Annotated in this window: 14 protein-coding genes; 5 read left to right on the top strand and 9 right to left on the bottom strand. The window is 66.5% G+C overall.

Features of this window, described 5'->3' with window-relative positions; translation table 11 throughout:
- Nucleotides 1–363 precede the first annotated feature (363 nt).
- A complete protein-coding gene (locus ACR65J_RS20040; RefSeq protein ID WP_440172387.1) occupies nucleotides 364–513 on the top strand; it encodes a hypothetical protein in 150 nt (49 codons plus the stop codon).
- A 15-nt stretch (nucleotides 514–528) separates the two neighbouring features.
- Here ACR65J_RS20040 and ACR65J_RS20045 read toward each other — a convergent pair whose 3' ends face one another.
- From ACR65J_RS20045 to ACR65J_RS20055, 3 genes are all read right to left on the bottom strand, one after another.
- A complete protein-coding gene (locus ACR65J_RS20045; protein ID WP_440172390.1) occupies nucleotides 529–1,272 on the bottom strand; it encodes a dienelactone hydrolase family protein in 744 nt (247 codons plus the stop codon).
- A 44-nt stretch (nucleotides 1,273–1,316) separates the two neighbouring features.
- Nucleotides 1,317–2,678, bottom strand: coding sequence for an MFS transporter (locus tag ACR65J_RS20050; RefSeq protein ID WP_440172393.1), 1,362 nt, complete (start codon nucleotides 2,676–2,678; stop codon nucleotides 1,317–1,319).
- 68 nt (nucleotides 2,679–2,746) lie between these two features.
- Nucleotides 2,747–3,682 (bottom strand): serine hydrolase, encoded by a 936-nt coding sequence (locus ACR65J_RS20055; RefSeq protein ID WP_440172396.1) that lies wholly within the window; start codon nucleotides 3,680–3,682, stop codon nucleotides 2,747–2,749.
- Between the two features lie 294 nt (nucleotides 3,683–3,976).
- Here ACR65J_RS20055 and ACR65J_RS20060 point away from each other — a divergent pair, with 294 nt between their 5' ends.
- Nucleotides 3,977–4,420, top strand: a complete 444-nt coding sequence (locus tag ACR65J_RS20060; protein ID WP_440172398.1) for a hypothetical protein — start codon at nucleotides 3,977–3,979, stop codon at nucleotides 4,418–4,420.
- Between the two features lie 94 nt (nucleotides 4,421–4,514).
- Here ACR65J_RS20060 and ACR65J_RS20065 read toward each other — a convergent pair whose 3' ends face one another.
- Both ACR65J_RS20065 and fdhA read right to left on the bottom strand, forming a co-directional pair.
- The gene (locus tag ACR65J_RS20065) at nucleotides 4,515–4,868 is read right to left on the bottom strand and encodes a GNAT family N-acetyltransferase (protein WP_440172401.1); all 354 of its coding nucleotides are present in this window, start codon (nucleotides 4,866–4,868) and stop codon (nucleotides 4,515–4,517) included.
- Between the two features lie 112 nt (nucleotides 4,869–4,980).
- Nucleotides 4,981–6,192, bottom strand: coding sequence for a formaldehyde dehydrogenase, glutathione-independent (gene fdhA, locus ACR65J_RS20070; RefSeq protein WP_324644318.1), 1,212 nt, complete (start codon nucleotides 6,190–6,192; stop codon nucleotides 4,981–4,983).
- Nucleotides 6,193–6,494: 302 nt separating this feature from the next.
- Here fdhA and ACR65J_RS20075 point away from each other — a divergent pair, with 302 nt between their 5' ends.
- From ACR65J_RS20075 to ACR65J_RS20085, 3 genes are all read left to right on the top strand, one after another.
- Nucleotides 6,495–7,469, top strand: a complete 975-nt coding sequence (locus ACR65J_RS20075) for an aldo/keto reductase (RefSeq protein WP_440172404.1) — start codon at nucleotides 6,495–6,497, stop codon at nucleotides 7,467–7,469.
- Between the two features lie 165 nt (nucleotides 7,470–7,634).
- Nucleotides 7,635–9,380: a RecQ family ATP-dependent DNA helicase gene (locus tag ACR65J_RS20080; protein WP_440172407.1), complete on the top strand. Its 1,746-nt coding sequence runs from the start codon at nucleotides 7,635–7,637 to the stop codon at nucleotides 9,378–9,380.
- Nucleotides 9,381–9,415: 35 nt separating this feature from the next.
- Nucleotides 9,416–10,618, top strand: coding sequence for a TerC family protein (locus ACR65J_RS20085; protein ID WP_440172410.1), 1,203 nt, complete (start codon nucleotides 9,416–9,418; stop codon nucleotides 10,616–10,618).
- A gap of 20 nt (nucleotides 10,619–10,638) precedes the next feature.
- Here ACR65J_RS20085 and eda read toward each other — a convergent pair whose 3' ends face one another.
- The 4 genes from eda to manD are packed head-to-tail and all read right to left on the bottom strand — an operon-like array spanning nucleotide 10,639 to nucleotide 14,900.
- Entirely contained in the window at nucleotides 10,639–11,265 is a 627-nt protein-coding gene (gene eda, locus ACR65J_RS20090; protein WP_440172413.1) for a bifunctional 4-hydroxy-2-oxoglutarate aldolase/2-dehydro-3-deoxy-phosphogluconate aldolase, read from the bottom strand.
- Nucleotides 11,258–12,793 (bottom strand): mannitol dehydrogenase family protein, encoded by a 1,536-nt coding sequence (locus tag ACR65J_RS20095; protein ID WP_440172446.1) that lies wholly within the window; start codon nucleotides 12,791–12,793, stop codon nucleotides 11,258–11,260. Before ACR65J_RS20095 ends, eda begins: the two co-directional genes overlap by 8 nt.
- Nucleotides 12,727–13,683, bottom strand: a complete 957-nt coding sequence (locus ACR65J_RS20100) for a sugar kinase (protein WP_440172448.1) — start codon at nucleotides 13,681–13,683, stop codon at nucleotides 12,727–12,729. Before ACR65J_RS20100 ends, ACR65J_RS20095 begins: the two co-directional genes overlap by 67 nt.
- Nucleotides 13,684–13,688: 5 nt before the next feature.
- The gene (manD, locus tag ACR65J_RS20105; protein ID WP_440172415.1) at nucleotides 13,689–14,900 is read right to left on the bottom strand and encodes a D-mannonate dehydratase ManD; all 1,212 of its coding nucleotides are present in this window, start codon (nucleotides 14,898–14,900) and stop codon (nucleotides 13,689–13,691) included.
- Nucleotides 14,901–14,941: the final 41 nt, after the last annotated feature.

The following is a 14,941-nucleotide window of genomic DNA, read 5'->3' on the forward strand; positions in this document are numbered from 1 at the left end:
ACGGGCCACAGTTAAGGCGCGGCTGGCTGACGACGCCAGAAGCGGCTGGAGCCCGCATCCGCTTCCTATCCACACGGGGCACAAGGGCACGGTGCTCCCAAACCCCGGCAGGCAGGACAGATCACGATGTTCACCAAACGCACCACCCTCATAGCCACCGCCCTGGCGTTTGCTGCTGCAGCCGTCGCGGCGCCCGCACAGGCTGCCAGCAGCGGCAGAGCGGTCGTCGACAGGACAAGCGGTTGCCAGGAGAATCAACAGGTGTGCCAAACGGTCCAGACTCCGAGCGGCATCCGTTCCAGCTCCACATTCAGCAATTGGGTCGATACAGATCCGAGCGACGGGACCACCACCCGGACGCGCATGAGCTCCCACAGCCTCGAGCGGGACGGTGTATCCATCGAAGTGGGCCTGCATTACGCGAAAACCACCGGCGGATGCACGGACCGGGAGGACAGCCAGCAGGTCAGGAACGGCCGAGGGTACAACCACGAGGTGTACCACTGCCCGTGACCGCCCGGTGGGAACCTACGCGCTGAGGCTCCGATCGAGGAACGCGAGCGTACGCTGCCATGAGTCTTCGGCGGCCTCGGCGTTGTAGGTGTCCCTGTTGGTGTCGTTGAAGAAGGCATGGCCGGCGCCCGGGTAGACGACGGCCTCGAAGTCCACGCCGGCTGCGCGCATCCGCGACTTCAGACCGGGAAGTTCCTCCATTAGGGCGCTGTCCTGGTCCCCGTAAAAGGCCAGGACGGAGCAGTTGATGGCGCGCAGTTCCGAGTCCTTGAACTCGGCGTGCCCGTAGAACGGCACGGCGGCCCGGAGCCGGGGCTCGGCAACGGCGAGGGAGAAGGTGTAGGTTCCGCCCAGGCAGAAGCCTGTCGCGGCCACCCGCCCGGCCAGTCCAGGCACGCCTTCCAGGTGGTCAAAGCACACGCGGAGGGCGGTGACTGCGTGTTTGGCATACTCCGGGGAGCGGATCGGCGCCATGTGCTTGCGCAACCGGGGCTGGGCTTTGCTGCGCTGTTCGGGGTCGAACGCCGCCTCCTGCAGCTCTCCTGACACGTCGGCCGTTCCTCCGGCTCCCGACAGCAGGTCCGGCGCCACCGCAAGGTAGCCTTCCGCGGCAAAGCGGTCTGCCACGTCCTTGGTATGGCCCACCAGCCCCCAGACTTCGTGGACCACCACCAGCCCGCCTTTGGGGATTCCGGCCGGTTCACTGATGTACGCCTGAACTGAGGTTTGGGCGTTGCCCAGAGTCATCACGTTTCCCATGGGGCCAGCATGGCACGCTCCCCCGGCCCCTTCCAGAGGTGGGACTACGCCTTTTGCGGCCGCCAAAACACTGAAATCCCGAACGTGACAACACAGAGCACCAGCATGGCAAGGACCATGCGCATCCAGCTGTCCTGGTGCACCCCGCCGGCTGCGAAAACCCCGATCATCACGGTGGCGGTGATCGCGCCGACGTAGCGGCAGGTCTGGTAGATCCCGGCAGCGACGCCGCGGTCCTGTGGGCGGGTGGACACGAACATGCCCTGGTTGGAGGCGATGCTGACAGTCCCGTACGGGATGCCCATAAGGGCCGTAAGGACCACTACGAAGGGGATGGCCAGCGTGCCGGTCAACAACCACATGAGCGCCGCCACCACCGTCAAAAGGACGACGCCGGCAAGCAGCACCCGCCGGACCCCGAACCTTCCCATCGCGGAGACTGCCCACGGGGTGGCTACCACGGACATGCCGGCCAGCGGCAGCATCAGCAGCCCCACCACGCCGGGATCGTAGCCGCCGGTTTCCTGCAGCAGCTGGGGAAGGCCGAAAAAGACGAAGTAGTAGACGCTGCTGAAAACGGCGAAGCCCAGGTACACCAGCATGAGCGGCCTGTTCCGGCCCAGCAGCCGCAGGTCCAGGAACGGCTTGGCGAAGCGCAGCTCGCGCCAGGCGAACAGCGCTGCGATCAGGGTTCCACCGGCCAGCATCAGCCAGCGGTAGTCCGGGGCTACGTTCAGCGCGGCCATCATGACCAGCAGCAGCGCGCCGATGAATCCCGCTATGCCCGGCAGATCCGAGTCCCGCACCAGCTCTGCCACGCTGCCGTGCTCCCGGACTTTGTCCGGCGGGGCGGCCTTGCGCACGATCAGCAGCGCCGCCAGGGCCAGCGGCACGTTGATCAGGAACAGTGACTCCCAGCCCACGAAGCCCACCAGCAGACCGCCGACGACGGGACCCACCGCGGCTGCGGAGGTGTTGGCCATTTGCAGCCTGCCCAGTGGACGCGCCGTATCAACCTTGGCCTCATGTGCCAGCGCTCCCACCATCACCACCGCGCTGGGATACGCGGTCGCTGTGCCGAGTGCCATGACCGCCCGCGCTACGCAGAGCAGCGCGAAGTTTGGGGCTAGTGGAGCCAGGGCGCAGGTGATGGCCACCAGCCCCATGCCCAGCAGGAACATGCGCCGCGGCCCGAACCTGTCGGCCAGCCTTCCCATGACGGGCTGGCCGGCAGCGGAGGCCAGGTAGAAGGAGGTGACCACCCAGGTGACGGCGGCGACGTCGAGCCCGAAGTCGGCGCGCAGCACCACCAGGGCCACGGCAATCATGGAGGAGTTCAGCGGGTTCAGTGCCGTGCCCAGGCTGAGGCCGGCGACGGCCAGGGCAGTCCGGGGGTTGTTGCTCACGGTAACAGTCTGGCCCACGGCAGCCGCCGGGGACGACTTGGCGGACCCCTGGCGCAGTGTGGCGTCCGCTACTTGACGGCCAGCACCACCGGGAACAGTGCGTCCTCGACTGCCCGGGTGAGGTCCCGGATCACCTCGGCCTGCCCGTCATCGGGAACGCCCTCCGGGTTCTCGGTGTAGATCACCAGCGCAAACGTCGACCCGCGGTAGCTCAGGAGCGCCGCGTCATGCAGCTCGCCGGACACTTCACCGTACTTGTGGTGCACGTCCACGCCGGTCCGCGATCCCGCTGGAATGAGCTCCTCGTTGTTGGTGTGCTGCATGTAGCCCAGCAGCTGCTCCGTGTTGTCCTCGTCCAGGAGCTCCCCGGCGTAGAGCTTCTTCAGGATCAGGGCCATGTCCGCAGCGGTCAGCAGGTTCTGTTCGGGGTCGTAGGTGACACCGATGGAGTCGGCGTAGGCAATCAGCTGCGGGTAGCCCACCGCGTCCATCAGCAGCAGCCAGGAATCGTTGTTGCTGTCGTTGACCATGGCCTTGAGCTGGAAAGCCGCGTCGTAGTCGCCAATGGGGTCGTCCAAGGCCGCCTGCCCGTTCTCCACCAGGTGGTAGTAGGCGGCGGCGGTCAGGATCTTCGCCGTACTGGCTGCCGTGAAGGTGCTTTCATCGCCGAAGGTCCGCTCGGCGCCTCCGGACACGTCGGCGAGCGCCAGCCCGATGCGGTATTCGTCCGCCTCACTGAGGATTTTGTCCACGCTGTCCTGCAACGACGGCGGGGCTGCCGCCACCGGTGCCGCCGGCACGGCCGGCTGGGTGGTGACCACTGCGCCCGACGGCGGTTCGGACCGGACCACGGCCAGGGTGATGGTGCCGACGATGACCAGCACCACGGCAAGGGCCAGGATCAGCAGCCTTCTGTTGCCCCGCTGCCTGCCGGAGGACGGCTTGCCCGGAGCCGGCGGCGGAGCGTCGCGGCCCGGTTTGGGCACCACGGGGTGCATGGACATACAAGGGGCTCCTGTCCGGCCTCGGCAATCACAAACAACGTCAGCGCGGCCTTGAGCCGCGCTGACAGATGCTGATTAAATCACCGGAGTTTGGGAGCTTCCTGAAGGCTTGCCGATGTTCCGCCGGGCCGTCCCGCCGACGCGGAAATTTCGAGTACCCGGTACTCGTGCGCTTCAATCCGGCGTGACGTGTACTGGTACCTGCACCAGGGCGGTGCCCGCATTCCGCTGGAGAACCCAAGTGGATGGGGAACCGAATGTGAAGCAGCAGGACAGCTTAGGAGAACGGCCCTCATGACCCAGCGTGAAGCACAATCCCCCCGCTCCCGCGCCGGGCGCGAGGTCCACGAGCCGGCAAAGTACGAAGCTACAGGGCGGCTGAGGCCGCGCCCATGGCCTGTTGGACCGCTTGAGAGCTACGGAAAAGTGGACTTTGACGACGGCGACGGCGACGGCGACGGAAAGACTGTCCTCACCCTCTTCATTCAGCGCGGCTCCGAAGAAGGCTACGTCCTTCATGTGGAGCATCTTGCCGCACCGCTGCGGGTTGACGGTACGCTCCTTCGCCTGAGCCCGACGCCTCAGATTGATAGCGGCGCCGCAGGCTTCCGCCGGATCAGCGCTGCCCGAACGGTTGCCGAGAAGGCGGAGGCCGAGTTGGACGCCGCCGTCCGGGCCGCCCGGGCGAACGGAGACTCCTGGGAAGTTATCGGTGCCGCCCTCGGCACATCTGCCTGAACCGCCCGGGAGCGGTTCAGGCACTAAGGCTGCCAGCGCGGCGTGGACTGTCCGCGGGGCGGCCAGGCGCCCAGGCAAGCCTGGGCCCGTCGAGTCAGCCCCGGGTGCGGGCCGCGATCGCGGTTTCCAGGAACTCCAGGTGCGCCGGCGCAACGGCCACCACGCTGCCCAGGTATTCGGGGTGCTTGGCCAGGAACTTCTTGATGAACGGGCACACCGGGACAATGCCGATGCCGTCCTCCACCGTGCTGTCCAGGGCAGCCGTGGCCACGCGGCCGGCCAGGCCCTGCCCGCCGTATTCCTCGTTGATCACGGTGTGGTAGAAAATCCGCTGCGGCGGCTCCCCGCCGTCGTACTCCTTGTACGCCGCCTTGCCGATCACGTTGCCGGCATCAAGAATCTCGAAACGTTCTCGCCCAGGGTTGTGGCGGACGGTGATGTCGCTCAAGGGGACTCCTTCAGTTGCGGGTTGTGCTGACCGTGCAAAGCCTAACCCGGCCCGGGCAACACTTATTTCCGCAAGTAGGGGGTCCTTGGCGGCATCCCCGCCCGCCGCCGCGTCAGCTCAAGTAGCCGTTCGGATTGAGGACGTACTTGGTGGCTGCGCCGGCGTCGAACTCCGCGTAACCCTTCGGTGCCTCCTCCAGCGGAATCGCCTTGGCGTTGACGTTCTTGGCGATGTTGACCTTGTCATTCAGGATGGCCATCATCAACTGGCGGTTGTACTTCATCACGGGGCACTGGCCGGTGGTGAAGCTCAACGACTTTGCCCAGCCGGTACCAAGGCTCAGGCTCAGGGAACCCTTCTTAGCTGCTTCGTCAATGCCGCCCGGGTCACCGGTGACATACAGGCCGGGGATACCCAGCGCGCCGCCGGCCGCGGTGATGTCCATCAAGGTGTTCAACACGGTTGCGGGTGCTTCCTGCGCTCCCTTGCCGTGGCCGCGGGCTTCGAAGCCGACAGCGTCAACGGCGCAGTCAACCTCCGGAACGCCAAGGATCTGCTCGATCTGGTCCTTCGGCTCACCCTGGGTCAGGTTCACCGTTTCACAGCCGAAGCTGCGCGCCCGCTCCAGCCGGTCTTCGTTCATGTCGCCAACAATGACGACGGCGGCACCCAGCAGGTGTGCGCTGGTGGCCGCTGCCAGGCCCACCGGACCAGCCCCTGCAATGTACACGGTGGAGCCGACGCCGACGCCGGCTGTCGTGGCACCATGGAACCCGGTGGGGAAGATGTCCGAGAGCATTGCCAGGTCCATGATCTTCTCCATGGCCCGGTCCTTGTCCGGGAACTTCAGCAGGTTCCAGTCGGCGTAGGGCACCAGGACATAGTTGGCCTGGCCGCCCACCCAGCCCCCCATATCCACGTAACCGTAGGCAGCGCCTGGCCGGGCGGGATTGACGTTGAGGCAGATACCGGTCTTGCGCTCCTTGCAGTTCCGGCAGCGGCCGCAGGCAATGTTGAACGGCACCGAACAGAGGTCGCCCACCTTAATGAACTCGACGTCACGGCCCACTTCCACCACTTCGCCGGTGATTTCGTGGCCCAGCACCAGGTTGGGCGGAGCCGTGGTGCGGCCGCGGACCATGTGCTGGTCGGATCCACAAATGTTGGTGGCCACCGTCTTCAGGATGACCCCGTGGTTGACCGGGCGCCCTACGTTGGCCGGGTTGACCCCTGGCCCGTCCTTGAGCTCGAACGTTGGGTAATCAATGTCAATTACTTCGACCTTGCCGGCTTCTTTGTAGGCAACGGCTTTGTTCCCTGTCATCTATCGCTCCTATTAGTCAGGCGTCCGGTGGGACGGCCGTGATCTGGGTAGGTGAGACATCCCGCGTGGGAATGGCCTGGCCCATCGGTGCTTCCTGATGTTTGGCATGGTCAGGTACTGGTTCCCGGGTGGGGATTCGCCCAGTCTAGGCACGCCCCCCAGAGCGGTCTAGGGGTAAGAGGCCCTTGTTTACCGGAGGCTGGCCGCGGGCAAGTGCCAACGGCGGCGTACGCTGTACCAACCGGCTCCACGCACGCGGGCTGGCCGGTTCCCAGGCAGGTTTCACCGTTGAGGAGAACGGCATGAAAACGCGCACTATTGGACAACTGACAGTCTCCGCCCTCGGCCTTGGCTGCATGGGCATGAGCGAGTTCTACGGCGACGGCGACGAGCAGGAGTCCGTTGCAACCATCCAGGAATTCCTGGATGCCGGCGGGTCGCTGCTGGATACGGCAGACATGTACGGCCCCTTCACCAACGAAAAGCTTGTGGGCAGGGCCATTGCCGGCCGCCGCGGCGACGTTGTGCTCGCCACCAAGTTCGGCAACGAACGCCGCGGGGACGGTTCCTGGGTGGGCATCAACGGCCGTCCCGAATACGTCCGGTCCGCCTGCGACGCCAGCCTCCAGCGGCTTGGGGTGGACCACATCGACCTCTACTACCAGCACCGGGTGGACAAGACCGTGCCCATCGAGGACACCGTAGGTGCGATGGCCGAACTGGTCCAGGCGGGGAAGGTCCGGCACCTGGGGCTGTCCGAAGCGTCGGCGGAGACCATCCGCCGGGCCCACGCCGTGCACCCCATTACCGCACTGCAGACCGAGTATTCACTGTGGGAGCGGGAACCCGAGAGCAAGGTGTTTCCCGTGCTCGCGGAACTGGGCATCGGGTTTGTCCCCTACAGCCCGCTGGGCCGTGGCTTCCTGACCGGGCAGATCCGCTCTGTGGACGACTTCGCCGAGGACGATTTCCGCCGGCACTCCCCGCGCTTCCAGGGGGAGAACTTCACCCGGAACCTGGAACTTGTGGACCGGGTCAAGGAGCTGGCAGACCGGAAACGGTGCACTCCCGCCCAGCTGGCCCTCGCGTGGCTTCTGGCGCAGGGTGAGCATATTGTCCCGATCCCGGGCACCAAGAAGCGCGAGCGGCTGCGGGAGAACCTGGGCGCTGTGGATGTCGAGCTGACCCAGGACGAGCTTCAGCTGCTGGACCAGCTGGCCCCGGCGGGGTCCGCTGCGGGTGCCCGCTACCCCAACATGTCCACCATCGACGAATAACGCAGCACCCGTCCAGGCAGGAGCGCCGGCGTCCGGCACGGCGCTCCTGCCCGCACTTCTCCACATACGGCCGCGACTTTACGACGGCGGGACCGGGCTGGCGTAGGGTGGGTCCTACGGCTGAAGCAAGCGGCTGCTGTTTTCTTCTGTGCGGAGCCCCGTTCCATGTCCGACGAACCTGCCCTTCGGGCCCTTGCTGCTTCCTCCTTCAACCTGCCGGACCTTCGGGACGGGCAACTGGCCGGCATGGCCGCCCTCGCGGACGGCCGCGACGTCCTTGCCGTCATGCCCACCGGCTATGGCAAGTCAGCTATCTACCAGGTCGCGGCCCTGCACCTGCACAAGGCAACGGGACGTCCCGCCGTCGTGGTTTCTCCGCTGATTGCCCTGCAGGAAGACCAGTTGGAGGGCCTTTCCCAGGCCCTCGGGCCGGACGCCGCAGTGGCTATCAACTCCTCCCACAGTGACACCGACGTGGAGGCCTCATGGCGGGCCGCCGAGGGCGGTACGGCCGTGTTCGTGTTCCTCGCCCCGGAACAGCTGGCCAAGCAGTCCACCGTGGACCGGATCAAGGCCCTGGACATCTCGCTGTTCGTGGTGGACGAGGCACACTGCGTCTCCTCCTGGGGGCACGACTTCCGCCCGGACTACCTCGCGCTGGGAAATGTCCGCGAGCAGCTGGGCAACCCGCCCGTGGCCGCCCTGACCGCTACGGCCTCTCCGCCCGTCCGGGACGAAATCGTGGAACGGCTTTGCATGAAGAAGCCCCTGGTGTTGGTGCATGGTTTCGACCGGCCCAACATCAGCCTCGACGTGGTCCGGCACCACGAAGACAAGGGCAAGCGCAAGGCTGTTCTTGAACAGGTCGCGGACTTGGCCGGCAAGGGGCAGGGACTCCTCTACGCAGCCACCCGCAAGGACACGGAGAAGTACGCGGCCAAGCTTGCCAAGGAAGGTCTCCGCGCGGAGGCCTACCACGCCGGCCGTTCGGCCGGGGACCGGGAGCACATCCACCAACTGTTCCTGGACGACAAGCTGGACGTGGTGGTGGCCACCACGGCGTTCGGGATGGGCATCGACAAGCCCAACGTCCGTTTTGTGGTCCACGCCGACATTCCCGAGTCGCTGGACTCCTACTACCAGGAGATCGGGCGCGCAGGCCGGGACGGCGAACCCGCCTCCGCCGTGCTGCACTACCGCTCGGAGGACCTTGGCCTGCGGAAATTCTTCGGCACCCACTCCCCCGACCCCGATTCACTCCTCGCGGTGTTGAAGGCGCTCAAGGCTGCCCATGCGGCCACGCCGAAGTCCTCCCTTGCAGAGTTAACAGGTTTTAAGGCCCGGCGCATTACCGGCCTGGTGAACCAACTGGAGGAGATTGGCGCCGTGGCTGTCGGCAAGCGCGGCGTCCGGCTGACATCCAAAGCGAAGCTGCCCACCCTGGTGAGTGACGCCGTCGAACTCGCCGAAGCACGGCAGCGGGTGGACCAGTCCCGCCTCACCATGATGCGCGCCTACGCCGAGACGGACGGCTGCCGCCGGCAGTTCCTGCTGGGCTACTTTGGTGAAGACATGCCGGAGCCCTGCGGAAACTGCGACGGGTGCGCGGCGGCTGCCGGCGCTCAGGTGGACGGCGCGGAGGTCGACGGCGCGCGGCAAGGCAAAGTGAAATCTGGGAAAGAACAGTCGGGCAAGAAGCACAGAGGGAAGAAGGCGTCCGACGGCGGGGCGGCGGCTCCCGCGGCCGACGAACCGTTCCCGCTGCAGTCCACGGTGGTCCACAAGGAGTGGGGCCCCGGCCTGGTGATGCGGCACGAGGACGATGTCATCACGGTGCTTTTTGAGCAGGAGGGGTACAAGACGCTCTCACGGACGGCCGTCGTGGAGCATCAACTCCTGAAGCCCGCTTAGGTAGGCTGGGAGGACCTCCAACGAAAGGCCCCCGCGTGGAAGTACCTGCGTATGTATGGACCCTGACCATTGCGGGAATCATCGGGCTGCTGGCCTTCGATTTCTTCTTCCACGTCCGCAAACCCCACACCCCGTCCCTCAAGGAATCGGCCGCCTGGTCCGCCATCTACGTGACCATTGCGGTGGTATTTGGACTGGTTGTCCTGCTGTTCGGTGGCCCCGAGATGGGCACCGAATACTTCGCGGGCTACGTCACCGAAAAGGCCTTGTCGGTGGACAACCTCTTCGTCTTCCTCATCATCATGGCCAGCTTCAGGGTGCCCCGCGCTGACCAGCAGAAGGTGCTGCTGTTCGGCATCGTGTTCTCCCTGATCGCGCGCACAGCGTTCATCTTCCTGGGCGCGGCACTGATCAACAGTTTTGCCTGGGTGTTCTACGTCTTCGGGCTCATCCTGCTGGTGACGGCCGGAAACCTGCTCAAGCCGGACAACCATGACGACGACTCCGACGGCCTGGTGGTCAGGCTTGCCAAGAAACTGCTGCCGGCCTCCGAACACTACGACGGAGACAAGCTCTTCACCGTTGAGAACGGCAAGCGGGTCCTGACGCCGATGCTGCTGGTCATGGTGGCCATTGGCGGCACGGACATCCTGTTTGCCCTGGACTCGATCCCGGCGATCTTCGGCTTGACCCAGAACGTCTTCGTTGTCTTCACTGCCACCGCGTTCTCGCTGATGGGCCTGAGGCAGCTGTTCTTCCTGATCGACGGCCTGCTGGACCGGCTGATTTTCCTCTCCTATGGCCTGGCTGTCATCCTGGGCTTCATCGGCGTGAAGCTCATCCTGCATGCCCTGCACGAGAACACCTTGCCGTTCATCAACGACGGCGGGCACGTCAACGTGGTGGAGGTCAGCACCGGCCTGTCACTCAGCGTGATCCTCGGCGTGCTGGTGGTGACCATCCTGGCGTCCGTCTTCAGTCCCAAGGGCAAGGCCAAGAACGCCGTGTCGGGGGCCAGGCGGCATGCCACCGAGTACGTGGACCTCAACTACGAGACGGACATGGCCGAACGCGACAAGATCTTTGCCAAGATGTGCCGCGAGGAGGACCAGATCCGCAAGCTTCCCGAGAAATACAAGCGGCTGATCCGCAACGAAACCGAGTTCGTGGACCTGGTCCGGAAGGCCCATGACGAGCACGACAAGGCCCAGGTGCGGGCTGCCGCCTCGGAGGGCTGAGGCCGGCGGCTCCTTTTGGTTTACCTGGCGAGGGCTGCAGCACCGCCGGCGAGGGCGGTGACGCGGTCCCAGTCCTTGGCGGCGACGGCGTCTGCCGGGGTCAGCCAGCTGCCGCCAACGCAGGCCACGTTCGGCAGTTCCAGGTAGTCCGGCGCGCTGGCCAGGCTGATGCCGCCCGTCGGGCAGAACTGCACGTGCGGGACGGGCGCGCCAATGGCGGCCAGGTACTTCGGTCCGCCGGCGGGTCCGGCCGGGAAGAACTTCATGCAGTCCAGGCCCTGTTCGAGCACCGCCAGGACCTCCCCCACCGTGGCAACACCCGGGAGCACCGGGACGTCCAGTGACAGCATGGCCGTGAGCAGCGCGGGGGTGACCCCAGGGCTGACCAGGAACTTAGCACCCGCCTGCACGGCGGCGTCGGCCTGGGCGGGAGTGAGGATGGTGCCCGCGCCCACCAGGATGTCCGGCACTTCCTCCGCGATGAGCTTCAGGGAGGTCAGCGCGGAGTCGGTCCGGAGGGTGAGCTCGATGATCTCCACGCCGCCGGCCACCAGCGCGCGGGCCAGCGGCACAGCGTCCTGGGGGTCGTCGATGGTGACCACCGGGATGACCGGTGAAACGCGGAGGACGCCCGATGCGTCAGCCATGGTTGATCTCTCTTCCCAGGCCAGCCAGCCTGTCTTCAATAGTCCCGTTGTTGTCGATGATGCGGTACCAGTGCAGGAGCAGGTTACGGAACCCTTCGTGCCCGGCCAGGTAAGGGTCGACGACGGCCCGGAACCCGAGCAGGGCGCTCACCACGGTGTCCGCCGTGCGGGGTTCGGGAAGGGCAGCCTGCAGCTCCTTCGCCAGGGGATCGTTCAGGTCCGGTTCCGCGGTGGTGGCCACATGGTGCATCCACGCGGCAACGGCGAGCGCAGCCCACTGTGGTTCGCGGCCGGCGTCGAGCGTTCCCCGCACGGTGGTCAGTAGCCGGAGTCCTACTTTCTGCGATCCGTCGCTGCCCACCTTTGCGGTGGTGTGGCCCAGGGCGGGGTTCGCGAACCTGCGAAGCACCTCCTCGCAGTACCCCTCCCCGTCCAGTTCGGCCGGCAGGGTGATGCTGGGCAGTGCTTCCTCCAGCATCATGCGGCGGCAGGCCGTGCGGAAGGCGTCCACCCCTACGGCGTCGCTGATGGTTTCCTTGCCGGCAGCGAGGCCCAGGTAGGCCAGCATGGAGTGGCTGGCGTTGAGCAGCCGCAGCTTGGCGGACTCCCAAGCGGCGACGTCTGTGCTGAAGAGGGCGCCGGCATCCTCCCAGCGCGGCCTGCCGGCGGCGAAATTGTCCTCGATGACCCACTGTTTGAAGGGTTCAGCCACCACTGCGGCTTCGTCGCGCAGCCCCAGTTCACGTTCGACGGCGGCCAGGTCGGCTTCGGTCGTTGCCGGCACCATCCGGTCCACCATGGTGGACGGGAAGCTGGCGTTGCTGTCGATCCAGGCCAGCAGGTCCTCTTGTTCCCCGGCGGGGAGGGCTTCCGCGAAGTTCCTCACCAGGGTGCTGGTCAGTTCGCCATTGCCGGGCAGGTTGTCGCAGGACACCACCGTGATGGCGCCCGCGCCTGTCCGGGCGCGCTGCTGCAGGCCACGGACGATCTGCCCGACGGCGGTGCGCGGCGCCCTGCCGGCGATGTCCGCCTGGATCTCGGGGTCGCCCAGGTCCAGGGTGCGGGTTTGCGGGTCGAACCGGTACCCCTTCTCGGTGATGGTGAGGGTGAGAACCTTCGTTGCCCCTGCCCCGATCCGTTCGACCACCAGTTCCGGGTTGTCCCGCCCGGAGATGGCTTCGACGATGCTGGCGACGACACGTGCCGGAGCTGCGCCTTCGCCCCGTTCAGCCACCGTGAAGAGTCCGTCCTGCGGGGCGAGCTGCCGGGCTACGGTGTCCGAGCGCTGGGTGACTCCGACGATTCCCCACCGCAGGTCATCCGTGGCGAGCATGGCCTCCTCGGTAAACATGGCGGTATGGGCGCGGGCGAAGGCGCCCAGGCCCAGGTGGACGATCCCAGGCTCAAGCTGGTCCCTGTCCAGGGCCGGTTTCGTGCCACTGGCCGCAAGGGACGAATTGCTCAGGCGTTCGATGGCACTGTTCCTTCCGCGAAGCTGCCGGCGGCGTGGGCACGGGTCTGCTCGAATGTGGGAATCAAGCCGGTTCCGCCCTTGCCGCCCACCACCAGGGAGGACGCGGCTGCCCCGTACCGGGCCGCCGTCGGGAAGTCGTCGCCCAACACCAGACGGGCGGTCAGGGTGCCAACGAACGCATCGCCGGCGCCGGTCTGGTCCACGACGGACGGCGCCGGAACGGCGGGGACCCAGGCTGAAAATCCGTCCGCTTCGAGCTGGATGCCCTTGGCGCCGCAGGTGACGGCGACGTTCTGCGTGCCCAGCGCGCGCAGCTTGGCAGCCGCTTCCTCAGCGGTGGCGGCGCCCAGCAGCACGCCCGTTTCGCCGGGGAACGAGGGGGTGATGAGGAATGCCTGCGGGGCGAGTTCGGTGAGGGCCGCCGTCGCGTCTTCCACTGTGGTGAGGCGCGGACGGTAGTTCGGGTCGAACACGAAGCGCCCGGCCAGCGACGCGGCTTTGACGACGGCGGCGCGTGCCGTCGTCGAAATGGCGCAGGCAATGCCGCCCGCCACCACCGCGCCGGCCGAGGCGAAAACGTCCGGGTCGACGTCGTCCGGGCCCAGCGTGGACCCGACGCTGCCGGTGCGGGCGTAGGAGAATTCGCGTTCCCCGTCGGGGTCGCTGTGCACCAGGTAGACGCCCTGCTGGCCGCGGCGGAACTTCAAGAGCGACGTGGAGATGCCGAGTTCGGCAATGCGGGCGGCGATGGCGGAGCCCAGGTCATCGTCGGTCAGCACGGACAGCAGACCCACCTTGGCTCCCGCCGCTGCTGCAGCCGCGGCCACGTTAAGGGCGTCGCCGGAGATGCCAAGCTGCGCGGGAACGCCGTGGGCGAAGGGCTGGTCGGTGGCGACCTCGACGAGGATCTCCCCCATCACCACCACGTCGAAGGGCTGTTGCATAACGTTCACCAGTCGTGCACCGATCCATCCAGGCGCCGGTTGACCGGCAGGTACTTGGCATCAAAGGGAAAGCGTGCCGCGGCTTCCTCGTCGAACTCTACGCCCAGGCCGGGTGCGTCGCCGGGGTGCATGTAGCCGTCGGCGAAGGTGTACGACGTCTTGAACACCTCACCGGCCGGGTCGCGGTGGCCCATGTACTCCTGGATACCGAAGTTTGGAATGGACATGTCCACGTGCAGCGCCGCGGCGAAGGACACCGGGGACAGGTCGCCGGCGCCGTGCGAGCCGGAGCGGACGCCGTAAAGGTCAGCCAGCGAGAAGATCCGGCGCAGGTGGGTGATGCCGCCGGCGTGCGAGACGGAGGTGCGGATGTAGTCGATCAGGCGTTCGGTGATCAGCTGCTGGCAGTCCCAGATGGAGTTGAACACCTCCCCCACCGCGACGGGCGTGGTGGTGTGCTGGCGGATCAGCCGGAATGCGGACTGGTCCTCGGCCGGCGTCGGGTCTTCGATCCAGAACGGCCGGTACTGCTCCAGCGAGGCGCCAAGCCGTCCTGCCTCGATGGGGGTCAGGCGGTGGTGGACGTCGTGCAGGACGTGCACGCCGTAGCCGAACTGTTCCCGGACGTGGGCCAGCATCTTCGGTGCGAAGTCCAGGTACGCGGTGGTCTCCCACGTGTCTTCCTGCGGCACGTTGCTGCTGGCGGGCTCGTAGAGCTTTCCGTCTACGGGGGCGATGCCGTACGTCTTGTCCAGTCCGGGCACCGCTGCCTGTGCCCGGATGGCCTTGTACCCGAGGTCCAGGTGGTGCTGGAAGTCCTTGCTGAGGTCCTCCAACGTGCTGCCGCTGGCGTGGCCGTACACCATCACGCCTTCGCGCGCCGCGCCGCCCAGGAGCTCGTAGACGGGCATGCCGGCGGCCTTGCCCTTGATGTCCCAGAGCGCGACGTCGATCGCGGCGATGGCAGTCATGGTCACCGGGCCGCGGCGCCAGTACGCACCCTTGTAGAAGTACTGCCAGGCGTCCTCGATGCGGCGGGCGTCCCGGCCGATCAGCAGCGGGCAGAGGTGTTCGGAAAGGTAGGACGCCACGGCCAGCTCGCGACCGTTCAGGGTGGCGTCGCCGATGCCGGTGATGCCGTCCTCGGTTTCAATTACGAGCGTGACGTAGTTCCGTCCTGGCGACGAAACCACAACCCGTGCGTCGGTGATCTTCACTGGGAGTCCTTTTACTTCTGATGTGCTGTGGTGTTGGCAAG

The organism is Arthrobacter sp. SAFR-044, from assembly GCF_059414985.1.